Annotated in this window: 22 protein-coding genes; 14 read left to right on the top strand and 8 right to left on the bottom strand. The window is 68.5% G+C overall.

What is annotated here, in order from left to right; translation table 11 throughout:
* Positions 1-87: 87 nt before the first annotated feature.
* Together serB and ACFCV3_RS19320 are read right to left on the bottom strand one after the other, a co-directional pair.
* Positions 88-1305, bottom strand: coding sequence for a phosphoserine phosphatase SerB (serB, locus tag ACFCV3_RS19325; RefSeq protein ID WP_376031556.1), 1218 nt, complete (start codon positions 1303-1305; stop codon positions 88-90).
* 194 nt (positions 1306-1499) lie between these two features.
* The gene (locus ACFCV3_RS19320; protein ID WP_376031554.1) at positions 1500-2234 is read right to left on the bottom strand and encodes a hypothetical protein; all 735 of its coding nucleotides are present in this window, start codon (positions 2232-2234) and stop codon (positions 1500-1502) included.
* A gap of 67 nt (positions 2235-2301) precedes the next feature.
* Here ACFCV3_RS19320 and ACFCV3_RS19315 point away from each other — a divergent pair, with 67 nt between their 5' ends.
* From ACFCV3_RS19315 to ACFCV3_RS19300, 4 genes are all read left to right on the top strand, one after another.
* On the top strand, positions 2302-3084 hold the full coding sequence (locus ACFCV3_RS19315; protein ID WP_376031552.1) for an ABC transporter ATP-binding protein: 783 nt from the start codon (positions 2302-2304) through the stop codon (positions 3082-3084).
* A gap of 185 nt (positions 3085-3269) precedes the next feature.
* On the top strand, positions 3270-3806 hold the full coding sequence (locus tag ACFCV3_RS19310) for an NfeD family protein (protein WP_376031550.1): 537 nt from the start codon (positions 3270-3272) through the stop codon (positions 3804-3806).
* 128 nt (positions 3807-3934) lie between these two features.
* Positions 3935-5077, top strand: a complete 1143-nt coding sequence (locus tag ACFCV3_RS19305) for an SPFH domain-containing protein (RefSeq protein WP_376031548.1) — start codon at positions 3935-3937, stop codon at positions 5075-5077.
* 109 nt (positions 5078-5186) lie between these two features.
* On the top strand, positions 5187-5933 hold the full coding sequence (locus tag ACFCV3_RS19300) for a sulfite exporter TauE/SafE family protein (protein ID WP_376031547.1): 747 nt from the start codon (positions 5187-5189) through the stop codon (positions 5931-5933).
* Here the strand turns inward: ACFCV3_RS19300 and ACFCV3_RS19295 are convergent.
* Positions 5917-6567, bottom strand: coding sequence for a TetR/AcrR family transcriptional regulator (locus tag ACFCV3_RS19295; RefSeq protein WP_376031545.1), 651 nt, complete (start codon positions 6565-6567; stop codon positions 5917-5919). The two genes, ACFCV3_RS19300 and ACFCV3_RS19295, sit on opposite strands and share 17 nt — an antisense overlap.
* Positions 6568-6617: 50 nt before the next feature.
* On the opposite strand from ACFCV3_RS19295, the gene ACFCV3_RS19290 reads away from it, so the two are divergent.
* Together ACFCV3_RS19290 and ACFCV3_RS19285 are read left to right on the top strand one after the other, a co-directional pair.
* A complete protein-coding gene (locus ACFCV3_RS19290) occupies positions 6618-7571 on the top strand; it encodes a zinc-binding alcohol dehydrogenase family protein (RefSeq protein WP_376031543.1) in 954 nt (317 codons plus the stop codon).
* A gap of 21 nt (positions 7572-7592) precedes the next feature.
* A complete protein-coding gene (locus ACFCV3_RS19285) occupies positions 7593-8021 on the top strand; it encodes an organic hydroperoxide resistance protein (RefSeq protein WP_376031541.1) in 429 nt (142 codons plus the stop codon).
* A 26-nt stretch (positions 8022-8047) separates the two neighbouring features.
* On the opposite strand, the gene ACFCV3_RS19280 is transcribed toward ACFCV3_RS19285, so the two are convergent.
* The 3 genes from ACFCV3_RS19280 to ACFCV3_RS19270 all read right to left on the bottom strand — a co-directional run bounded on the left by ACFCV3_RS19280 (position 8048) and on the right by ACFCV3_RS19270 (position 9840).
* Complete coding sequence (locus tag ACFCV3_RS19280) at positions 8048-8872, bottom strand: helix-turn-helix domain-containing protein (RefSeq protein ID WP_376032429.1); 825 nt, start codon at positions 8870-8872, stop codon at positions 8048-8050.
* Between the two features lie 147 nt (positions 8873-9019).
* Entirely contained in the window at positions 9020-9550 is a 531-nt protein-coding gene (locus ACFCV3_RS19275) for a YbaK/EbsC family protein (RefSeq protein ID WP_376031539.1), read from the bottom strand.
* Positions 9547-9840, bottom strand: coding sequence for a GNAT family N-acetyltransferase (locus tag ACFCV3_RS19270; protein ID WP_376031537.1), 294 nt, complete (start codon positions 9838-9840; stop codon positions 9547-9549). The genes ACFCV3_RS19275 and ACFCV3_RS19270 overlap by 4 nt, the downstream gene beginning before the upstream one ends.
* A gap of 99 nt (positions 9841-9939) precedes the next feature.
* On the opposite strand from ACFCV3_RS19270, the gene ACFCV3_RS19265 reads away from it, so the two are divergent.
* Positions 9940-11499 carry an MFS transporter gene (locus ACFCV3_RS19265; protein WP_376031536.1) on the top strand — a complete coding sequence of 520 codons (1560 nt, stop codon included), beginning with the start codon at positions 9940-9942 and terminating at the stop codon, positions 11497-11499.
* Here ACFCV3_RS19265 and ACFCV3_RS19260 read toward each other — a convergent pair.
* Entirely contained in the window at positions 11492-12427 is a 936-nt protein-coding gene (locus ACFCV3_RS19260) for an alpha/beta hydrolase (protein WP_376031534.1), read from the bottom strand. The two genes, ACFCV3_RS19265 and ACFCV3_RS19260, sit on opposite strands and share 8 nt — an antisense overlap.
* Positions 12428-12544: 117 nt before the next feature.
* Here ACFCV3_RS19260 and ACFCV3_RS19255 point away from each other — a divergent pair, with 117 nt between their 5' ends.
* From ACFCV3_RS19255 to ACFCV3_RS19245, 3 genes are all read left to right on the top strand, one after another.
* Positions 12545-13576 (top strand): helix-turn-helix domain-containing protein, encoded by a 1032-nt coding sequence (locus ACFCV3_RS19255; RefSeq protein ID WP_376031532.1) that lies wholly within the window; start codon positions 12545-12547, stop codon positions 13574-13576.
* Entirely contained in the window at positions 13561-15024 is a 1464-nt protein-coding gene (locus tag ACFCV3_RS19250) for a cobyric acid synthase (RefSeq protein ID WP_376031530.1), read from the top strand. The genes ACFCV3_RS19255 and ACFCV3_RS19250 overlap by 16 nt, the downstream gene beginning before the upstream one ends.
* Before the next feature lie 495 nt (positions 15025-15519).
* Positions 15520-16077 carry a DinB family protein gene (locus ACFCV3_RS19245; protein ID WP_376031528.1) on the top strand — a complete coding sequence of 186 codons (558 nt, stop codon included), beginning with the start codon at positions 15520-15522 and terminating at the stop codon, positions 16075-16077.
* A gap of 1 nt (position 16078) precedes the next feature.
* Here ACFCV3_RS19245 and ACFCV3_RS19240 read toward each other — a convergent pair whose 3' ends face one another.
* Positions 16079-18616, bottom strand: coding sequence for a phosphocholine-specific phospholipase C (locus tag ACFCV3_RS19240; RefSeq protein WP_376031526.1), 2538 nt, complete (start codon positions 18614-18616; stop codon positions 16079-16081).
* 535 nt (positions 18617-19151) lie between these two features.
* Between ACFCV3_RS19240 and ACFCV3_RS19235 the strand changes: the two genes are divergently transcribed.
* The 4 genes from ACFCV3_RS19235 to ACFCV3_RS19220 are packed head-to-tail and all read left to right on the top strand — an operon-like array spanning position 19152 to position 22784.
* On the top strand, positions 19152-20273 hold the full coding sequence (locus tag ACFCV3_RS19235; RefSeq protein ID WP_376031524.1) for a CaiB/BaiF CoA transferase family protein: 1122 nt from the start codon (positions 19152-19154) through the stop codon (positions 20271-20273).
* A 13-nt stretch (positions 20274-20286) separates the two neighbouring features.
* On the top strand, positions 20287-21429 hold the full coding sequence (locus tag ACFCV3_RS19230) for an acyl-CoA dehydrogenase family protein (RefSeq protein WP_376031522.1): 1143 nt from the start codon (positions 20287-20289) through the stop codon (positions 21427-21429).
* A 48-nt stretch (positions 21430-21477) separates the two neighbouring features.
* Positions 21478-22074, top strand: coding sequence for a sulfite oxidase-like oxidoreductase (locus tag ACFCV3_RS19225; protein WP_376031520.1), 597 nt, complete (start codon positions 21478-21480; stop codon positions 22072-22074).
* Positions 22044-22784 (top strand): ferredoxin reductase, encoded by a 741-nt coding sequence (locus ACFCV3_RS19220; protein ID WP_376031518.1) that lies wholly within the window; start codon positions 22044-22046, stop codon positions 22782-22784. The genes ACFCV3_RS19225 and ACFCV3_RS19220 overlap by 31 nt, the downstream gene beginning before the upstream one ends.
* The last annotated feature ends 1 nt before the right edge of the window (position 22785 follow it).

Raw genomic sequence — 22785 nt, 5'->3', positions numbered from 1 at the left:
GACCGCGCTTTGTGCACCCACCAACCGCCCGCACCCGGCCCCCGTGGTCGATGGGTGCCCAAGGTCGCCGTACGGCGGGGTGGTGGGTCAGGCGGGTTGGTCGGCGTCGGCGGCTTCGACTTCTTCGCGGCTGATGCCGAGGAGGTAGAGGATCGTGTCGAGGTAGGGGACGCTGAGGTGGGTGTCGGCGGCGGCCTGGACGACCGGTTTGGCGTTGAAGGCGACCCCGAGGCCGGCGGCGGCGAGCATGTCGAGATCGTTGGCGCCGTCGCCGATGGCGACTGTCTGGGAGAGCGGGGTCTTCGAGCGTTCGGCGAACTGCCGCAGGGCGACGGCCTTGCCGGCGCGGTCGACGATCTCGCCGATGACGCGGCCGGTGAGTTTGCCGTCGACGATCTCCAGCTCGTTCGCCTTCGCGTAGTCGATCCCGAGCTCGGCGGCGAGTTTGTCGGTGATCTGGCTGAATCCACCGCTGACGATGGCGAACTGGTACCCGAGCCGCTTCAGCGTACGGACCAGCGTCCGCGCACCCGGCGCGAACTGGATCGCGTCGTACACGTCGTCAAGTGCGGACGCCGGCAGCCCGGCCAGTGCCTTGACCCGGTGCTCGAGCGACTCGGCGAAGTCGAGCTCCCCGCGCATCGCCTGATCGGTGACCCGGGCAACCTCTTCCTCCCGGCCGGCGTGCCCGGCGAGCATCTCGATCACCTCGCCCTGGATCAGCGTGGAGTCGACGTCCATCACGATCAGCCGCTTGGCCCGCCGGTACAACCCACCGTCCTGTACGGCGACATCCAGCCCCTGCCGAACGCCCTCCTGCGCCAGCACCGTCCGCAACGTCTCGGGCGCCGCACCGGAGACCGCGATCTCCATCGCCGTCACCGGGTACCGCGCCATCCGGCTGATCCGGTCGATGTTCGCCCCGGTGTCCGCGATCCGCCCGGCGATCGCAGCCAGCCCGACCGCCGACAGCGGATGCCCGATCACCGTCACCTGGCTGCGGCCCTTGCGCCGGGGTTCGTTGTCGCCGACACCCTTCTTCACCGAGATGTCGATGTCGAGTGCGGCCGCGAGCGCCTTGAGCTCTTCCTTCAGGTTCTTGTGATCACGCGGTGCCGACAGCAGCACACCGAGAATCAGCCGCCCCCGCAGCACGACCTGCTCCGCGTCGATGACCTCGAGCCCCCGCGTGGCCAGCGTCGACAGCACGGCGGACGTCAGCCCCGGCCGGTCCGTGCCGGTCAACGTGACCAGCAGCGTCGGACGATCGTGCGAATGCATCTCAACCTCGGACTGTTCAGTCATGACACCCCGAACGCTACCTACAAGACCTGTCACGCGGTGGTCCGGTCCACATCCCAAACATGAACACCAGCCCCCGTGCCGGCCCTCACCTCCACCACATGAACGGATATCCGTCCGCGTCGCCCGTTCTGGTGCCTGGTGAAGGGGGAGAACGGGCAACACGGTGGGTTATCCGTTGGTGTTGTGGGAGCGGGTTAGGCGGGGGGTGGGGGAGCGCAGGCGGCGACGAGGGCTCGGCGGGCTGCGGTGGCGAGGGCGAGGAGGGTACGGCGGCGTGCGTCGGCATCCGTGGTGGTGATGGCGGCGCCGTCGTCCTCCAGTGCGGCGTCGGCGATCGCGAGCAGGCGACGGGCGGTGGCGGCGGACTTTACCGCGCGGGACGGGTAGCCGGGGGCCAGGTCGTCGCCGCGGCCGGTGCCGATCCGGCGGATGTCGATGAGGGCGTCGGCCACCTCGGGCTTCCAGCGGGCGACGTCCATGGCGGCCAGCGAATCGGCGGCATCGATCAGTGCGAGCCGAAGCGCACGGTCGGCCTCGCCGAAGTCGGCCGGCTGGGGACTGGTGGCCGGGAGCGCAGTCCATTGCACGGCCGGACCGACGTACGCCGGGACCAGGCCGAGGTCCGGTCCGGTGAAGACGACCGCTTCGCCGGACTCCAGGGCGACCTCGTTGAACGCCGGTGGCCCGGCCAACCCGATCGGGTCACCGGGGATCGGCAGCGCAAGGTGCGCCTGCTTGGCCCCGGCTGCGCGCAGCAAGTTGAGCGCGACGGGCAACGTCGCGGGCTCAGGATGGCCCGGCAGTCCGGCGACCTGGTGCCCGACGTCCTCACCGAGGATCTTGTGCGCGGCGGTGTCGGGATCGCAGGCGCCGGTCAGCATCGCGTTCGTCCACACGGTGAACCGGACCGAGGCGGAGGTGGTCAACACGCATGCCAGTGTCTCACCCGCGTGCCCGGCGTACGGCACCCGCCGGGCACCACGTAGGTTTGCCCGCATGACTGCTGTGGTGGAGCTGGCAGATGTCTCGATCGTGCGCGGTGGCGCGCGGCTGCTGGACGGTGTCGAGTGGACGGTCGACGAGGCTGATCGCTGGGTCGTGATCGGACCGAACGGTGCGGGCAAGACCACCCTGCTGCAGATTCTCGCCGCCCAGATCCACCCGACCACGGGTGTCGTCGGGCTGCTCGGCGAGGTGCTCGGCGCGATCGACGTCTTCGAACTGCGACCGCGGATCGGCATCACGAGCGCCGCCCTCGCCGACCGGCTGCCGAAGGGCGAGCGGGTCTCGGACGTCGTCGTCTCTGCCTCGTACGCCGTCCTCGGGCGCTGGCGTGAGGAGTACGACGAACTCGACCACCAGCGGGCCAAGGAGCTGCTGACCGAGCTCGGGATCGCGCACCTGAGCGACCGCACGTTCGGCACCCTGTCCGAGGGGGAACGCAAGCGCGTCCAGATCGCCCGCGCGCTGATGACCGACCCCGAACTGATGCTGATGGACGAGCCGGCCGCCGGCCTCGACCTGACCGGCCGCGAGCAGCTGGTCCGATCCCTCAGCTCGATCGCCACCGCCGTCGGTGCCCCCGCGATGGTCCTCGTCACGCATCACGTCGAGGAGATCCCGCCCGGTTTCACCCACGCCCTCCTCCTCAAGCAGGGCCGAGTCGTCTCCGCCGGCCCGATGGCCCAGGCCCTCACCGACGAAACCCTCAGCACCACCTTCGACATCGCCCTCTCCCTCACCCACGAGGACGGCCGCTACACCGCCCGCGCCCTCTGACGCCGTACCGCCGCAACCTCATTTGCCTGGCTAGGCACTCAGGTTGGGGGTTAAGCACTGTGGTTACGGGTGCTTAACCCCCAATCGCGGTGGCCAGGCAGCGAAATGGGTACGGCGGGAGCCGGATCGGTAACGGGTGCGTCGAAGGGCCTACCGAATATCCCGAACGTGGATAGGGTTGGCAGATGGATTGGTTGCGCGAGAACCTGTGGGTCGCCTGGCTGTCGATCGCGGGCGTACTGGCTCTGGCCGAGCTTGCCTCGCTCGACTTCACCTTGCTGATGCTGGCGGCCGGTGCGTTCACCGCGGCCGGCGTGGCCGCGGTCTTCCCCGGACTGCTCTGGCTGCAGATCGTCGTCGGCCTGGTGACCGCCGCCGCGATGCTGGCCGCGATCCGGCCGATGATCGTCCGCAAGATTCATGACGGCAAGGAACTGAAGACCGGTTCGGCCCATGTGATCGGGCGGACCGGCACGGTGGTGAAGGAGATCCACCCCGACGGTGGTGGCTCGATCCGGCTCGGCGGTGAGCTCTGGACGGCCCGCCCGTACGACGACGTGTCGACGATCAAACCGGGGACCCGGGTCGAGGTGATGTCGATCGACGGAGCGACCGCGGTGGTCTATCCGATCCCCGAGCCGGTGCGCCACGAGCTCGACACGCACCCCGGGCTGAACGACCCCGAGTCCGGGCCGAAGCCACCCCAGTCGCCCCCGCAGTAGGCTCGAAACAAGCACGTCGAGCAGATTGCTCGAACAGGCAACGACGCGCCGGGAACCGGAGCGCCGGTTGCCCCGTCGATAGGAAAGACTGTCCGTGCCTTGCGGGTTCTGTCGAGTTGGAGGGTCCAGTGATCGGCTTCCTTGTGGTGCTGGCGATCGTCGCCGTTCTGGTGATCGTCACCCTGGCCAAATCAGTACGGGTGGTGCAGCAGCAGACCGTCGGGATCGTCGAGCGGTTCGGTAAGTACAAGACCGGTTTGCAGCCGGGCCTGAACCTGCTGACCCCGTTCGTCGACAAGGTCCGCTACACCATCGACATGCGCGAGCAGGTCGTCTCGTTCCCGCCGCAGGGCGTGATCACCGAGGACAACCTGATGGTGTCGATCGACTCCGTCATCTACTTCCAGGTCAACGACCCGGTCCGGGCGACGTACGAGATCTCGAACTACATCCAGGCCATCGAGCAGCTGACCATGACCACGCTGCGAAACATCATCGGTGGTATGGACCTGGAGCAGACGCTGACCTCGCGTGAGGAGATCAACGAGAAGCTCCGCTACGTCCTCGACGAAGCGACCGGCAAGTGGGGTATCCGGGTGAACCGGGTCGAGCTGCGCTCGATCGACCCGCCGCCCTCGATCCAGGACTCGATGGAGAAGCAGATGCGCGCGGACCGCGACAAGCGCGCCGCGATCCTGACCGCCGAGGGTATGCGGCAGTCGGCCGTCCTGTCGGCCGAGGGCCAGAAGCAGTCCGCGATCCTGACCGCCCAGGGTGACAAGGAGTCCCGCATCCTGCGCGCCCAGGCCGAGCGGGAGGCCCGGATCCTGAAGGCGCAGGGTGAGGCGCAGGCCATCACCACCGTCTTCAACGCGATCCACGCCGGCAAGCCGGACCAGGGTCTGCTCGCCTACCAGTATCTGCAGATGCTGCCGTCGATCGCCCAGGGCGACTCGAACAAGCTCTGGATCATCCCGAGCGAGATCGGCAAGGCGATGGAGGGTCTCGGCAGTGCCGTCGGCCAGATCGCCGGCATCCCGCAGAAGGCCGAGGGCAACTGGCAGGCACCGGAGATCTCCGACGCCTCGGCCACCCCCGAGGTCGAGGGCGGTGTCCAGGACAAGGCCGTCGCCGAGGCCGACAACGCCGTACAAGAGGCCATCGCCGCCGCGCAGAGCGCCGCGGTCAGTGGCCGGACGGCTCCGGCTCCCGCGCCGTCGACCAGCCCCGAGCACACCCTGCCGCAGGCAGAACCACCGCTGGAACGCTGAAAAGTTTCAATCCTCGCGGGGCCGTCCGGATCGTCGGGCGGCCCCGCGGCCGTTCATCCCCCGGACCGCGCGCCGTACCGGCCGTCTCGTTGCGTAGAGTCTGGCAACGATGACATGGTTCGAGGCGCTGTTCGTCCTGGTGGCGGGAATTGGCGCGGGCACGATCAACGCCGTGGTGGGGTCGGGCACGTTGCTGACCTTCCCCGCTCTGCTGGCTATTGGCATTCCACCCGTGCTCGCGAACGTGAGCAACAGCGTCGGCCTCGCGCCCGGTACGGCGGCCGGCGCGATCGGCTACCGGCGTGAGCTCGAGGGCCAGCGCGGCCGGATGATCCGGCTGGTGCCGGCCTCACTGGTCGGCGGTGTCGTCGGGGGAGTGCTGCTGCTCACGACGCCCGAGTCCGCGTTCCATGCCGTCGTACCGGTCCTGATCCTGCTCGGCTGTGTGCTGGTCGCCTTCCAGCCGTGGTTGCGGAAGTGGATCAGCGTCCCGTCGCACACCCATCGCGGTGCCTGGTGGGTGATCCCCGCGGTCTTCGCCACCGGCGTGTACGGCGGGTACTTCGGTGCTGCTCAGGGTGTCCTGCTGATGGCGATCCTCGGCCTCGGCCTGGATGCGAACCTGCAGCGGATGAACGGCCTGAAGAACGTGCTGGCCACAGTCGTGAACACGGTGGCCGCGATCCTGTTCATCATCGTCGCCGACGTGGACTGGCTGGCCGCCGCGCTGATCGCGGTCGGATCCACGATCGGTGGTTTCCTCGGCGCCCGCTACGGCCGCAAGTTGCCGCCGGTCGCACTCCGCGGGCTGATCGTCTGTATTGGCATCGTGGCCATCGTCACGATGCTGTTCTAGCGATCAGGCCTTCGAGCAGCAGATCGAGCCCGTAGTCGAACTGCTTGTCACCACCAGTGGTCCGGGCGAGCTCCGGCGCCAGCTCGACCACGGTCGGGAAGTCGCGTGACGACAACGACTCCATCGAGGCGCGCAGCCGGCGGAAGGCGTCCGGGTCGAGCTTCTCGTGCGCCATCTGGATCTCCCACGTCGTTGCCCCGAGCACATAGGTGAACAGGGTCGTGTGCGTGCGGGCGGCGATCTCCGGCTCGAAGCCGGCCGATCGCAACACGCTCAGCAGGCCCTCGGCGACCCGGGCGGTCTCGTGCCCGCTCAGCGGGCGGCTCGCAAGTAGTTGCGCGAGGCAAGGATGCTGGAGCATCAGGATGCGCAGGTCGCGGCAGACCGACCGGACCTGGTCCGGCCAGGGCAGGTCGTCTGGCGGTGGTGGCATCAGGCCCATCAGGTGGTCGCGGATGGCGTCGTACAGGTCGTCCTTGTTCCGGAAGTAGGTGTAGAGGGCCATCGGCCCGACCCCGAGCTCGCCCGCGACCCCGCGCAGGCTGAACCCGTCGGCGCCCTTGGCCTCCATCAGCTCCAGGGCGGTCCGGACGACCAGCTCCGAGCTGAGCGTGTTGCGGGGTGTGCGCGGCATGTGACGTAGCTCCCTTCGATCTCGCTAACGTACAGTGTATAGTACAACGTATGCGAGCAATCGAGATCACTGAATTCGGTGGACCTGAGGTCCTCAAGGTCGGCGACGTTCCGGATCCGGTCGCTGGTGACGGCCAGGTGCTGATCACCGTCGATCACGCCGGGATCAACTACGCCGACACCCATCAGGTGGAGAACAGCTACCTGCAGAAGGCGACGCTGCCGATGATTCCGGGCGGTGAGGTGGTCGGTCACACGGCCGACGGCCGCCGGGTCGTCGCGCTGGTCGGCTCCGGCGGATACGCCGAGAAGGCTGTCGCCCACGCGCCGTACGCCTGGGATGTCCCCGAGGGCGTCACCGACGGGCAGGCCCTCGCGCTGGTGCTGCAGGGCACGACCGCCTGGCACCTGCTGAAGACTTCAACGCACTTCCAGCCCGGCGAGTCCGTGCTGGTGCACGCCGGGGCCGGCGGCGTCGGATCGCTCGCCATCCAGCTGGCCAAGCACTGGGGCGCCGGCCGCGTGATCGCCACCGCCTCGTCGGAGGAGAAGCGCAAGCAGGCGCTGGAGCTCGGCGCCGACGCGGCTATCGACGGTACGCCGGAGGGCCTGAAGGACCGCATCATCGAGGCGAACGGCGGTAAGCCGGTCGACATCGTGCTCGAGATGGTCGGCGGACCGACGTTCGACGAGTCGTTCGCGGCGCTGGCCAAGTTCGGCCGCCTGGTCACCTTCGGTGCAGCCTCTCGCGAGGCCGCGGCACCGATCGAGTCGGGCCGGTTGATGAAGGGCTCCAAGACCATCGTCGGCTTCTGGCTGGCCGACTGCTTCGGCGACCCGCGGCTGCTCGGTGAGCCGCTGACCGAGCTGTTCGGCCTGGTCGCCGACGGCACCCTGCGCCCGATCGTCGGCGGCGAGTACAAGCTGTCCGAGGTCGCCACCGCTCACGAAGACATGCGGGCCCGCCGGACCGTCGGCAAGCTCGTCCTCGACCCCACTCGCTGAAATCTCGAAGGAGAAGAAATTATGACCACCCCGGTTGAGAAGGTTCTGTACACCGCCAAGGCCACCGCGACCGGCGGCCGTGACGGCAAGGTGGCGAGCAACGACGGCAAGCTCGACGTCGTCGTCGCCCCGCCGGCCGAGCTCGGCGGTACCGGCAACGGCACCAACCCGGAGCAGCTGTTCGCGGCCGGCTACGCCGCCTGCTTCCAGAGCGCGATGCAGACGGTCGCCCGCCGGCTCCGTGTCGACGTCACCGGCTCCACCGTCACCGCCGAGGTCGGCCTCGGCGCGATCGCCGGCGGCGCCTACGGCCTGCAGGTCGCGCTGGTCGTCAGCCTGCCCGGCCTCGAGCAGGACGTCGCCCAGGACCTGGTCGAGAAGGCCCACCAGGTCTGCCCGTACTCGAACGCCACCCGCGGCAACATCGTCGTGGACCTGAAGCTGGCCTGATTGAACTCGGGCTGACCCCGCCCTGGTCAGTCCAGCCGCGCCAAGGCCTCTTTCAGCAGGCCTTCGGTCGCGGAGACGGGTGCCGCCGCGATCGTGAGCCCCTCCATGATCGCGGCGTACTCGTCGACCTCCTCGAGTTTGTCGAGGTAGAGCGCGCTCGCCGCGTGCTCGATGTAGACGATGTCCGGCAGGTCCCCGTCGGGGAACCGCAGGATGCTGAACGCGCCACCCGCGCCCGGGTAGCCGACACTGCTGAACGGCATGATCTGCAAGGTGACGTTGGGCTCCCGGGCCAACGTCATCAGGTGCTCGATCTGGGCCCGCAGGATCGGGACACCGCCCACCGGCCGGTGCAGCACCGACTCGTCGATGACCACCCAGAGCCGCACCGGGGTGGTCCGGGTGAGGACCTGCTGCCGAGTCACCCGGAGTGCCACGCGCTGCGCGACCTCCTCGTTCGGCAGGTAGGACTTGCCGAGCTGTACGACGGCCCGCGCGTACTCCTCGGTCTGCAGCAGCCCGGGCACGAACATCACCTCGTACGTCCGGATCAGCGTCGCCGCGACCTCCAGACCGACATAGTTGGTGAACCACGTCGGCATCACATCGCCGTACCGGGACCACCAGCCGGGGTTGTTCGCGGCCCGCGCCAGCTCCATCAGCCGGAAGCGCTCGTCGTCGTCGCTCATCCCGTAGAGGTCGAGCAGGTCGTTGACGTCACGTTCCTTGAAACCGACCCGGCCGAGCTCCATCCGGCTGACCTTCGACTCCGAGGCACGGATCTGCCAGCCCGCGTCGGCACGACTGATCCCGGCCTGCTCCCGCATCCGCCGGAGCTGGCCGCCCAGCATGATGCGCAGCGCCGTCGGCCCACCGTCACCACTGCCGCCGGTCACTGTCACCCCATCACCCGCCACCCGCGTCCACTCACCCATTTCAGCCCGCGATGCTACTCCGTGTCCACGGGCCAGGGCCCTTCGCCGCTCCGGGCAGCGCCATCACCTTTGGGCGAGAGCGAGCACGGTGGCGGTCGATAGTTTCGCCAGCTCGGCGCCGTCGATCAGGATCTTGGACGCCCGCACCCCGCTCCCGATCACCACGGGTCCGGCCGCGGCAACCGCCTCGTCGATCAGCACCGGCCACTCCGCGGGCAGTCCGATCGGCGTGATCCCGCCGTACTCCATCCCCGTCGTACCGACCGCGTCGTCCTGGGCGGCGAACGAGATCTTCCGGACGCCGAGGTGTTTGCGGATCACCCCGTTCACATCGGCGCGGTCGTCGGCGAGCACGAGCACCGCGGCGTACGACGAGTCGCCGCCACGCTTGCCGAGCACGATCACGCAGTTGGCCGACGCGGCCATCGGTACGTCGTACTCCGCGCAGAAGGCGGCGGTATCGGCCAGGCCCGGATCGATCGCGGCCGCGTACGCCGGGAGGTCACCGAGTGCAGCGCGCGTCGGCTCGGCCAGCAGCTCCGGTACGGCGGCGGCCGGCTGCCAATCGAGTTTGCCGAGAACTGGCGCTGTCACCGCGCATCCACGAGGTCGGCGTACTCGGTGTGCTTGGCCAGGAAGTCCTGGTAGTAAGGGCAGGCGGGCTTGACCCGCAGGCCGGTCGCGCGGGCGTCGTCGAGCGACTTCACCGCGATCCGGCCGGCCACACCGCGCCCACGGAAGTCGGGCAGCGTCTCGGCGTGCAGGAAGCTGATCACCCCAGGGTGCAGTGCGTAGTCCACGAACCCCATCAGGTTGCCGCCGGCGTCGAGTGCCTCGTACCGGCTGCGCTCCTTGGCATCCACCACGCTGATCTCGTTCTCCATATCCGTAACTGTAGGTCGGGTTTGGAATTTCTTGCCCGCGGGGTACGGGCTCCGATGGGCGCGTCCCAGCCAGGGACGCCGGGCTCGGGAGGAGCACGGATGAGCAGCGAGCACGCGTTGGACGAAGGCAGAGCGATACCCAGTCTCGTGCCGGCCCGGATGGACCGATTGCCGTGGACACGTTTCCACTGGATGATCGTCGTCGGCCTCGGCGTCTCGTGGATCCTCGACGGTCTCGAGATCCAGCTGGTCTCGCTGGTCGGCAACACCCTGAAGGAGGGTGCGACCCTCGGGCTGACCACCGCCGAGGTCGGGCTGCTGGCGTCGATCTACCTGGCCGGTGAGGTGGTCGGCGCACTCTTCTTCGGCCGGATGACCGACAAGTGGGGCCGCCGCAGCCTGTTCATCATCACGTTGATGGTCTACCTGATCGCGTCCGGCGCGGCCGGTCTGACCTGGGACTTCTGGTCGCTCGCGTTCTGCCGGTTCATCGCCGGGATGGGGATCGGCGGTGAGTACGCCGCGATCAACTCCGCGATCGACGAACTGATCCCGTCGAAGTTCCGCGGCCGCGTCGACATCGGCATCAACGGCACCTACTGGGCCGGTGCGCTGATCGGGTCGGCGGTCGGTCTGGTCTTCCTGAACACCGACATCATCCCGATCGAGTGGGGCTGGCGGCTCTGCTTCCTGGTCGGTCCGGTGATGGGTCTGGTGATCATCTACCTGCGCCGGCACATCCCGGAGAGCCCGCGCTGGCTGATGACACACGGCAAGGTCGCCGAAGCCGAGGCGACCGTCGACCGGATCGAGGCGACCGTGCGTGCGCAGGGTGGTCAGCTGCGCGAGGTGGGCCCGGACGAGGGCATCAACGTCGTCGACTACCCGCCGGTGACGTACCGCGAGATCGCCCGGGTGATGTTGCGCGACTACCGCAGCCGGTCGTTCCTCGGCTTCTCGATGATGGTCACCCAGGCGTTCCTCTACAACGCGATCTTCTTCACCTATGCGCTGGTGCTGAAGTCGTACTTCGGGTTGAGCGACTCCGGTGTCGCGCTGTACTTCTTCCCGTTCGCGATCGGGAACCTGGCCGGCCCGCTGCTGCTCGGGCACTGGTTCGACACGATCGGCCGGCGGAAGATGATCTTCGCGACGTACTCGATCGCTGGTGTCGTCCTGTTCATCACTGCCTTGCTGTTCAACGCGGGCGCACTGACGGCGACGACGCTGACGCTGATGTGGTGTGTGGTGTTCTTCTTTGCCTCGGCCGGCGCCTCGTCGGCCTACCTGACCGTGAGCGAGATCTTCCCGATCGAGCTGCGTGGCCAGGCGATCTCGTTCTTCTTCGCGATCTCGCAGCTCACCGGTGGCGTGGTGGCACCGTTCCTGTTCGCGTCGCTGATCGGTGAGGGTGACAATCCGGCCCGCGGCCCGCTGGCGGTCGGTTATGTCATCGGCGCGGTGATCATGGTGATCGGTGGTGTGATCGCGTGGTTCTTCGGCGTCGATGCCGAAGGGAAGTCGCTGGAGAACATCGCCAAGCCGCTGTCGGCCCGCGAGGGCGGCACCCGGTTCCAGGGACCGTCCCCGCGGCTGCCGAGTGCCGATGCGCAGGGTCGGCGGATCGAACCAGGCGGAGACGAGCCGCCCGTCAGGTGAGGGCGCGGCGGATGGCGTCCATCACGTCGGATGCCATCCGCTTGCTCACCTCGGCCGTCGGCACCAGGCTGGAGCCGTGGAACGTACCGCGGTAGTGGTGCAGTTCGGTGCTGACCCCGGCGTGCAGGAGTCGCTGGGCGTAGCTGATTCCCTCGTCGCGCAGCGGGTCGAACTCGGACACCGAGACGAATGCGGGTGGGAGGCCGGACAGGTCCTCGGCACGGGCCGGAGCGGCGTACTGGAGTCCGAGGGTCTCCGGCGTACCGGAGAGGTAGTACTTCCAGCTGTACTCGGCGGCCGGCCGGTTCCAGAGCGGGGTGTCGACGAACTCCCGCATCGACGGAGTCTCCAGCCGGTCGTCGAGTTCGGGGATCTCCAGCACCTGGAAGCAGATCGCGGGGCCCTTCCGGTCGCGGGCCAGGAGCGCGACCGCGGCGCTCAGCCCACCACCTGCGCTGACACCGCCGACCGCGATCCGCTCCGGATCGACGCCGAGCTCAGCGGTGTTGGCGGCCAGCCATTCGAGCGTGGCGTAGCAGTCCTCCAGGCCCGCGGGAAACGGGTGCTCGGGCGCGAGCCGGTAGTCGGGGGAGACGACCACGGCACCCGCTCCGGCGGCGATGTCCACGGCGCCCTGCTCCATCATGTCGATGTCACCCATCACGAACCCGCCGCCGTGGATGCTGACGAACCCGGGCCGCAGGCCGTCCTTCTCGGCCGGCGCGTACACCTTGGCACGGATGTCGTAGCCGTCGCGGCCGCGGATCGTCACCTCGCGGATCTCGATCCCGTCCGGTACGACGACCGGGGGGACCAGGCTTTGGATGTCCCCGGCCCGTTCCCGGAGCAGAGACATGTCGCTCAGGTCGATCTCCGGAAGCATCGCCAGCCAGGGCGTCAGTTCCGGGTCGATCGCGTACTTCGTCATCGTGGTGCCTCTCTGCTCGCCGACCCTTCGAGCATGCCGGGCCGGCCTGCCACGCCGCAGCCGCCGGATGGCGGAGATCCGGGGCCCGCGTTCCGCCGTTCGGCGTAACCTCACTGTATGAAGGGCCTGTTGCTGCGACTGTCGTCGCTCGACGCCGACGCGGAGAGCGCCGTCCGGGTGATCGGCTTCTTCGACGCGCTGATGACCGACCGCGCCGAGCTCGCGACCTTGCTCCGCAGTACGGCGGCGCTCGCCGAATGCCCCGTCGGTGTCGACGCCCCCGGCCGCGGTCTCGTCCTGCGCGCCGACCCGGCCGGCACCATCGACCTCGGCGAACCACCCCCAGGCGCCGCCTTCCGCGAGTACGCCGACGCCCGCTTCTGGCTAGCCCGCCCGGACACAGCCCTCCCGCTCGACGAAATCGTGCTGGAGCGCTTCGCCCTCGCCGGCTCCATCCTCCTCGACCGAACCGTCACCAACCTCCCCGCCGTAGGCGACCCCGCCCTGGTCGAGCTGGTCGTCTCCGCCACCGCCGGCCTAGCCGAACGCTCAAGAGCCCTCCACCTCCTAGGCATCACCCCGACAAGCACCCTCCGGGTAACCGTCTCCACCCCACCCCCACCCACCACAGCCACCTCACGCGTGATCAGCGGTCCGGTCGGGGCTCACGTGGTCAGCCTGTGGACCGACTCGGGTGCGGAACCGGCGCCCGACGTACGGACTGGGGTTGGTCCTGTCGTCCCGGCCATCCGGGCGGCCGACTCGTGGCGGGATGCGTGTACGGCTCTGCGACTCACCTCGCCCGAGGCGCCCGTCGTACGGTCGGATGATCTGGGCGGGTTGCTGGTGGTCGTCGAGCGGCTCCGGCCTGAGGACATCGCGGCCTCACCCGACGTCGCCGCGCTGGAGCGGATCGCGGCCGAGCCGGGTGGTGACGATCTGCTGGCGATCCTTCGGGCGTACTCCGTCACGGACTCGGTCCGGAAGGCGGCCGCGCTCGTGTTCCGGCACCACAGCACGGTCGCCTACCGGCTCGAGCACGCCGAGGCCGTCCTCGGGTTCCCGTTCAGCAACGCCGGTGGCCGGTTCCGCCTGCTTCTGGCCCTCACGATGCGGGCCTTAGGATCGACCCCGTGGCAGGACTCCTGATCGCTGGTACGACGTCCGACGCCGGCAAGACGACCGTGGTGACCGGACTGTGCCGCTGGCTCGCGCGCCAGGGTGTCCGGGTGGCGCCGTACAAGGCCCAGAACATGTCGAACAACTCGATGGTCTGTGCCGACGGTACCGAGATCGGCCGGGCCCAGTGGATCCAGGCGATCGCGGCCGGCGCCGAGCCCGAGGCCGCGATGAACCCGGTGCTGCTCAAACCCGGCAGCGACCGCCGCAGCCACGTCGTCCTGATGGGCCAGCCGTGGGGCGAACTCTCCGCCCGCGGCTTCCTGACCGAACGCGCCGAGCTCGCCAAGGCCGCCTTCGCCGCGTACGACGATCTGGCGTCCCGCTACGACGTCGTGATCGCCGAGGGTGCCGGCAGCCCGACCGAGATCAACCTGCGCCAGTCGGACTACGTGAACATGGGGCTTGCCCAGCACATCAAGTCACCCGTGGTCGTGGTCGGTGACATCGATCGCGGGGGAGTGTTCGCGTCGATGTTCGGCACGGTCGCGCTGCTCGATGCCGCTGACCAGACGCTGATCAGCGGGTTCCTGGTGAACAAGTTCCGCGGCGACGTTTCGCTCCTCCAGCCCGGTATCGACATGCTCACCGCGGTCACCGGCCGCCCGACGTACGGGATCCTCCCGTGGCTGCCCGAGCTCTGGCTGGACTCGGAGGACGCCCTCGACATCCCGGTACGCCGGACCGCCGCGAGCGCCGATGTGATGTCGATCGCGGTCGTCCGTTTCCCGCGGATCAGCAACTTCACCGACCTCGACGCCCTCGCCGCCGAACCCACGAACAGTGTCTTCTTCACCACCAGCCCGGCCGAGATCCGCGACGCCGACCTCGTCGTCCTCCCGGGCTCCCGGGCCACCGTCTCCGACCTGGAGTGGATGCGGTCGCTCGGTCTCGACACCGCAGTCGCCGCCCGCGCCGCCAAGGGCCGGCCGATCCTCGGCATCTGCGGTGGCTACCAACTGCTCGGCGGCGCGATCACCGATCCCCACGGCGTCGAGGGTGGCGGCACCCACACCGGCCTAGGTTTGTTGCCTGTAGCAACCGAGTTCGCCCGCGCGAAGACCCTGGCCCGCCCCGCACCCACGGCGTACGAGATCCACCACGGTGTCGTCACCCTGACCGCTGACGCCGACCCCTTCCCCGGCGGCTGCCGCACCGGCAACACCTGGGGCACCATCTGGCACGGCCTCCTCGACGACGACCCCACCCGCCACGCCTTCCTCACCGAGATCGCGGCCCTCACCAACAAACCAGCCCCCGACGGCTCCACCTCCTTCACCACCCTCCGCGAATCCCGCCTCGACCGCCTGGCCGACGCCATCGACGAACACGTCGACACCGACGCCCTTCTCAAGTTGATCGAGTCCGGCCCGAGCGCCGCCCCCTTCATCCCCCCGGGCGCCCCCACCCTTCGCTGACCCCCGCGCCCCACGCCCGCAGCGAGCCCCGCCGCCCCGATTTCGCTGGCTGAGCAGCGAAATCGGGGGTTCTCCACTCATAACCAGAGTGCAGAACCCCCGATATGACTGCCTAGCCACCCAAATGTCGGCGGCGGAGGTGAGGCGACCAGTTGCTGGGGGCGTGAACAGGAACTGGCTGGCCGGGACAGGTAATAACGTGTTCAGGCCCCCCGCCAGGGCTGCTCACCCCCGCGAACTGGCCCGACGCGACCGCCACGGCAGGAATTGGACCTTCGGGCGGGCCGATCCGGTGGCCGGATCCCTGGGCGAGGTCGGCGGCTGAATGCCCGCCGCTGGGCCGCCTGGCGATATCGGCGATCGCGTGAACGTCGCCTGGGCTGCCGCCCAGCCACAGTCTGCCCAGCCACACCCCCTCTGTGAGCCGCACGCGCTGCGGGGTGGTCCGTGTCGGCGGTCCGAGAATTGTCGAGGCGGACCGTTAGCGTGCGGGGTATGAAGACGGTGTTGCAGGATTACTTGCGGGGCACTCGGGCGTTGATGCTGGCGAAGCTGGAGGGGTTGAGTGAGTTCGACCGGCGGCGGCCGTTGGTGCCGTCGGGGACGAATCTGCTCGGGCTGGTGAAGCATCTGACGGGGATCGAGTACGTGTATCTCGGGACCAGTGTCGGGCGGCCGCCGGCGGAGCAGTTGCCGTGGGATGCGGATGGGTCGGTGTGGGAAGGCGCGGACATGTGGGTGCAGCCGGGGGAGAGTTCGGAGTACATCACCGGGCTTTATCGCCAGGCTTGTGCGCATAGCGATCGGTCGATTGCCGAGCTTGAGCTGGATGCTCCGGCGGAGGTTCCGCACTGGGCTCCGGAGAAGCGGCACACGACGTTCGGTGCACTGCTGGTCCGGGTGGTTGACGAGACGGCACATCATGCCGGCCATGCCGACATCGTCCGCGAGCTGATCGATGGCCAGGGCGGCCGGGACAGCGACGCGATGGACGAGGCCGGCTGGTCGGAGTACTACACCACCATTCAGCGCGCGGCTGAGACCTTCAAGTAGGTCACCAGCCGAGCGGGGTGAGTTCGGCGGCGGAGGTCCACGGGCCTCGGTTTCCGGCCTCGGTCAGCGCGCGGAGCCGGAGGTACCGGGCAGTGGTGGGCCAGCAGCGGATGGTTTTGGCGGTCGCGGTGTCGGCGAAGCGGCCGGTGGCGTGCGCCGAGCCCCAACTGGTGCCGTCGGTGCTGAGGTACAGCTCGTACTGACCGATGCGTCCGTTGGCGCTGCCGTCCTGCCGCGGCAGGTAGGTGAGCCCGGTGACAGTACGCGCGGTGCCCAGGTCGAGCTGAATTTCGTGTGGCAGCGGAGCGGCCGGGTCGCTCCACCGCGAGTGCCAGTACGTCGACGAGTTGCCATCGATCACGGCAGTCGCCGGGTTGCCGCTCTCCTGGCTGTCGAAGGAGCGCACCGAACAGGCGAGCCGCCCGGACGCCATCACCGGGTCGCTGAGACTCGCGGTGCCCTTCTCCAGACGCCCGGCGAAGCGGCGGCTGAAGCCGTCGGTGGTGTCGGCGGTGGCAGTGAGGTCGTACCACCCCTCGGCCCCGTTCGCCGTGCTGAACCAGTCCTCGACCGTGGCCCCGGCCGCCACCCCATACGTCCAAGGGCCACCAGCACGGTTGTTGGTCTGGATCGTGATCACACAGGCCTTGGTCCCGGCATTCGTCAGCTTCAGCCAGACCAGGTTGTCGGCCGGTGCATACCGCAGGGTGACCTCGGGGTTCGCGTTGCCGCTGGTGGTCGCCGTGATCCGGTTGCCGACGAACCGGCGGAGGAAGCCGTTCGGCCCGACCACCGTCAGATCGTAGGCACCGCCCGGCGTACCGGCCTGCCAGTAGTCCGAAACGTTGCTTCCGGCACCGACCGTGTAGCGCCACGGCCCATCGGTCCGGAACGCATTGGCATACACGTAGAAATGCGCTCCAGCAGCCCCGGTGTTGGCGAAGTCGATCCAGAAGTTGTCGGCGGCAACCCGGCCCGACACGGTCAGCGTGTACGGCACCGGCCGGGCAATCCGCGGTCCCGGCTCCTGGGTAGGCAAGACCTGATTGGCCGGGGGAGCGGGGTACGTCGTCTCCCAGCCAGGCGTCGGTGGTGTCGTGGGCAGCGATGGATAGCTGGGGTTGGTGGTCGTCAGATCGAGCGCGGAGGTGAGGTCGCCACACACCGAGCGTCGCCACGGTGAGATGTTGGGTTCGGCGATCCCGGACCACTTCTCCAGGAACTGAAGCACCGACGTGTGATCGAAGACCTCCGAACTCACGGCACCACCGCGGCTCCAGGGCGAGACGACGAACATCGGCACCCGGGTACCGAGCCCGATCGGCACACCGTTCACGAGCTCGTCGGCGATACCAGGCGTCGACTGACCCTCGGAAGCTGAGACCGGCGGCACCGGTGGCGGGACGTGGTCGAAGAAGCCGTCGTTCTCGTCGTACGTGATCAGCACGAGCGTCTTGTTCCAGACCTGCGGATTCGAGGCGAGCTTGTCGAGGATCTCCTTGGTGAAGTTGGCGCCCTCGGCCGGACCCCACGCGGGGTGCTCGCACTTCGGCTCCGGAGCCACGATCCACGACACCGCCGGGAGCCGGCCGTTGTTGATGTCGTCGGCAAAGGCCGGCACGAGCTGGTCCGCGGCCACCCGGGCCAGACCGCGATCGTAGAGCCGGCGCTCGGCCGGAGTGAGCGTCGCGACCCCGGCCGCGAGCTGCTGCAGCAGGGTCGCGCGCTGCGAGGCATTACCTGGCCGCACACCTTGGTCGTAGAAGAACTCGAGCTTGCTGTACGACGTCTTCGCGAGCGCCTTCCGCCCGATGTCGAGGAACTTCTTGAAGTAGTCGAGTGAGTTGTCGCCGTAGTTGTCCCACTCCTGATACACCCGCCACGTCTTGCCCGCGGCCTCAAGACGTTCCGCGTACGTCGTCCACGTGTACCCGGTGTGTCCCGGGTTCTGCCACGCATCGTTGCCGATCGCGCGATTCGACGTACCGGGCTCGTACCCGAGCATGCCGGTGAACAGGTAGAACCTGTTCGGGTTCGTTGGCCCGAGCTCGGAGCAGTGGTAGGCGTCGCAGATCGTGAACGCATCGGCGAGCGCGTAGTAGAACGGCAGCTCGGAGCGGAGATGCGTCGCCATCGAGTACTTCGTCTTCTGCGGGATCCACTGGTCGTTCCGGCCGTGGTTCCAGGCGTTGTGCGAGGAGGCCCAGTCGTGCGGAGTCCCGGTCATGTACTGGCTGGCCACCGGATACGGCAGCACGTAGCCGGAGCCGCTCGGCTGGTGGAACACGGACCGTCCGGTCGACAGGGTTCGCGCGAGCGGATCGTTGAATCCACGGACCCCGCGCAGCGTGCCGAAGTAGTGGTCGAAGGAACGGTTCTCCTGCATCAGGATCACCACGTGCTCGATCATCTCCAGCCCGCCGGCCGGTGCGGGAGCGGCCAGGGCACGCTGCAGGCTGTCGGGCAGTGCGGCGAACACACTCGCGGTCACTGCGGTGAGGCCGGTGGTCTTGAGGAAGTCTCTCCGGTCCATCGTCATCGTTTCACCTGTTCTGTCGGGGCGGCGTCACAGAGGTGGAGAACGGTCGGTAATGGTGTAAATGCCGGCGGTGACGGCGTCAAGATCCGGAGGGCTGTCGCTCCGGGTGGTGCGGTGCTACCGTCGAAAGCCAGTGCCCCGGACCCCGGCAGTGATCAGAACGTCGAGCAGGTCCAGGGGCGGTAGTCATGACCATCGAAGTGGTGCTGCGTTGCCACGCGCCATGGTCGGCTGCGTTCCCGTCCGGGGCATTGCTCGCCGGTAAATTCTTGTGGCCGGGGAACGTCCGCTGCTTGCCGTCGCCGATCCGGCGCCGGCCCAGCTCCCTGGCTCCCGGTCGTTCGGGCGGCCCGGTGGAGCCTCATCCCTCCGCGGTGCTGCGTCGGCCACTGTCTGCCCCCTCCACAGCGGCAGTGCGCCAGCCACCGGGTTCCCTCCCGTCGTCAGCAGGGCCCGGACCTGCCGGCGTCACCCCACCGATCGGCCGCGCCGGATGACTTGACGACTGTGACAGTACAACTGTCATGATGGAGTCATGGGACCCCTGGAAGGCGTGAAGGTCGTCGAGCTGGCCGGCCTCGGCCCGGCGCCGTTCGCCTGCATGATGCTGGCCGAGCTCGGTGCCGACGTGCTGCGGATCGAGCGGCCGGGCGGCGGGCTGGCGATGGGACCGCCCGAGCTGGAGCTCGTCAACCGCGGTCGCCGCAGCGTCGCACTCGATCTGAAGAACCCGGCGGCCATCGACGTCGTACGGCGCTTGGTCGCGGAGGCCGACGTACTGGTCGAGGGGTTCCGGCCCGGGGTTGCGGAGCGGCTGGGGGTCGGCCCGGAGGACTGTCACGCGCTCAACCCGCGGCTGGTGTACGGCCGGATGACCGGCTGGGGCCAGGACGGGCCGCTTGCTCAGTCGGCCGGGCACGACATCGACTACCTCGCGCTCTCAGGTGCGCTGCACCTGATCGGCCGGGCCGGGGGACCGCCACAGGTCCCGGCCAACCTGCTCGGTGACTTCGCCGGCGGTTCGCTCTACCTGGTGGTCGGCGTACTGGCTGCTCTGCACAATGCTCAGCGGACCGGCGAGGGGCAGGTGGTCGATGCCGCGATCGTGGACGGCTCGGCGCATCTGACGACCATGCTGCTCGGCGCGCTCGCGGGCGGTTCCTGGAAGCAGGAGCGTGGGACGAATCTGCTGGACACCGGTGCGCCGTTCTACGACGTGTACGAGACGGCGGACGGCAAGCATGTCGCGGTCGGCGCGATCGAGCCGCAGTTCTACGCGGAGCTGATCAGCAAGCTCGGCATCGACGCCCCGGATCGCTACGACCCGGCGAACTGGCCCGAGCTGCACAAGGTCCTGGCCGAGACCTTCCGGCAGCGGCCGCAGGCTGAGTGGACCGAGCTCTTCGACGGGTCGGACGCCTGCGTTTCTCCGGTTCTCCCGCTCGCCGGCGATCACCCGCATCTGGAAGCTCGCGGCACGTTCGTCGACAAGGACGGCGTCCGCCAAGCCGCGCCCGCTCCGCGCTTTTCCCGTACGCCGACGACTCTGGACCGGCCGCCCGCCCGAGCCGGTCAGCACACCCGCCAGGCCTTGGCCGACTGGGGCATTGCCGATATCGACGGTCTGCTTCAGACCGGCGCCGCCGTACAGATCTGAGAGGAATCCGCCTGTGGAACGTCAGCTCTTCGACGCCGATCACGATGCCTTCCGGGAGACCGTCCGGGCCTTCTGTGACAAGGAGATCGTCCCGCACCACGACAGCTGGGAGGAGGCCGGCATCGTGCCGCGCGAGCTGTGGACCGCGGCCGGTGAGCTCGGTCTGCTCGGCTTCATGGTCCCGGAGGAGTACGGCGGTGGCGGGGCGCGCGACTTCCGGTTCAACGCCGTGCTGCTCGAGGAAGCAGCCCGGGCGCATGCCAGTGGGGTCGGGTTCTCGCTGCACACCGACATCGTTTCGGCGTACCTGCTCGACTATGCCACCGACGAACAGAAGGCGCGCTGGCTGCCCGGGTTCACCTCGGGGGAGACGATCACCGCGATCGCGATGAGCGAGCCCGGTGCTGGCAGCGACCTGCAGGGTATCCAGACCACCGCCCGCCGCGACGGCGACGACTACGTGCTGAACGGCCAGAAGACCTTCATCTCCAACGGCATCCTCGCCGACCTGGTGATCGTGGTCGCCAAGACCGACCCGGACGCGGGCGCCCAGGGCATCTCGCTGATCGTGGTCGAGCGCGGGATGCCCGGCTTCGAGCGCGGCCGCAACCTCGACAAGATCGGTCTGAAGGCGCAGGACACCGCCGAGCTCTTCTTCGACAACGTCCGGGTCCCCGGCACCAACCTCCTCGGCGTGGAGGGCCAGGGCTTCGTCTACCTGATGCAGAAGCTCCCGCAGGAACGCCTCGCGATCGCAGTCATCGCAGTCGCCGCCTGCGAGAACGTCCTCGACGAAACCCTGCGCTACGTCAAGGAACGCACCGCCTTCGGCCGCCCGATCGGCTCCTTCCAGAACAGCCGCTTCGTGCTCGCCGAACTCGCCACCGAGATCCAGATCGCCCGCGTCTTCGTCGACCGCTGCATCACCGAGCTCAACGCCGGCACCCTCACCGTCGCCGAGGCCGCGATGGCCAAGTGGTGGACCACCGAACTCCAGAAGAAGGTCGTCGACCGCTGCCTGCAGCTGTACGGCGGCTACGGCTTCATGACCGAATACCCCATCGCCAAGGCCTACCTCGACACCCGCGTCCAGACCATCTACGGCGGCACCACCGAAATCATGAAGGAGATCATCGGCAGAACGATGGGCATCTGAGAGGTCGAGGTGATTGACTGCCCTCAGGACGCCTGAGGGAGGTCAGCCATGGGGATTGTTTCGCCGGGGTTCACCGGTCGTCGGCGGGGTGCGGAGGAGTTGCCGCCGGGGCAGTACCTGACACACGACTTCCCGGTGCTGTCGGCGGGGCCGACGCCGCAGGTGCGGACCGAGCACTGGGAATTCACCGTGACTACGGAGTCCGGGGAGAAGCACAAGTGGGATTGGGCCGCGCTGCTGGCGTTGCCGTCCGAGGAGATCACCAAGGACATCCACTGTGTGACGCGGTGGTCGAAGTTGCAGACGGAGTGGCAGGGGGTGTCGCTCGACGCGCTGCTGGCCGACGTCGAGACCTCGGCCGACTTCGCGCTCGTGAGCAGCTACGGCGGCTACACGACCAACCTGCCGCTGGATGATCTGCTGGACGGTCAGGCCTGGATCGCCTACGAGTACGAGGGCGAGCCGATCGATCCCGAGCACGGCGGACCGGCGCGGTTGCTGGTGCCGCATCTGTATTTCTGGAAGAGCGCCAAATGGGTCCGGGGCCTCACGCTCTCGGACAGCGAAGACCTGGGGTTCTGGGAGACGGCCGGCTATCACGAGTACGGAGACCCATGGAAAGAACAGCGGTACGCCGGCGACTGAGCTGGCAGGTCGCCACGGTCGTCGACGTACGACGGGAGACCGCGACTGCCCGCACGATCGTGCTCGACGTTCCGGACTGGCCCGGTCACCTGGCCGGGCAGCACCTTGATGTCCGGCTCACCGCGCCGGACGGCTACCGCGCGTCCCGGTCGTACTCGATCGCGTCCGCCTGGAGCGGTACGACGATCGAGCTGACCGTCGAGTCGGTTCCGGATGGCGAAGTCTCGCCGTACCTGGTGGATGTGCTGAAGCCAGGTGACCCGCTCGAGTTGCGTGGCCCGGTCGGCGGCTGGTTCGTCTGGACGCCCGAGCAGGAAGGGCCGGTCCAGCTGATCGGTGGCGGGTCCGGCGTCGTTCCGCTCCGGGCAATGTTGCAGGCTCACGCCTCCAGTACGACGCCTGTCCGGCTGCTGTACTCCGTCCGCCGGCCCACCTCGGTGATCTACGTCGACGATCTGAAGGAGCTGGCCGCGGCCGACGATGTCCACGTCAGCCTGGTCTACACGCGGGAAGCTCCGGCGGGGGAGACCCGGGTCGGCCGGATCGATGCCGGTGTCATCGACCGGCTCACGTTCCCTCCGGCCGACGAACCGACGACGTACGTCTGCGGGCCGACGCCGTTCGTGGAGACCGTGGCCGATCTGCTGGTTGCCGCCGGCCACGATCCCGCCCGCATCAGAACCGAACGCTTCGGACCGACAGGAGGCTGAG

It is taken from the genome of Kribbella sp. NPDC056345, from assembly GCF_042262745.1.
Classification (GTDB): Bacteria; Actinomycetota; Actinomycetes; order Propionibacteriales; family Kribbellaceae; genus Kribbella.
Note: the sequence above shows the minus strand (reverse complement) of the source record. Positions and strands in the feature narration are given on the sequence as shown.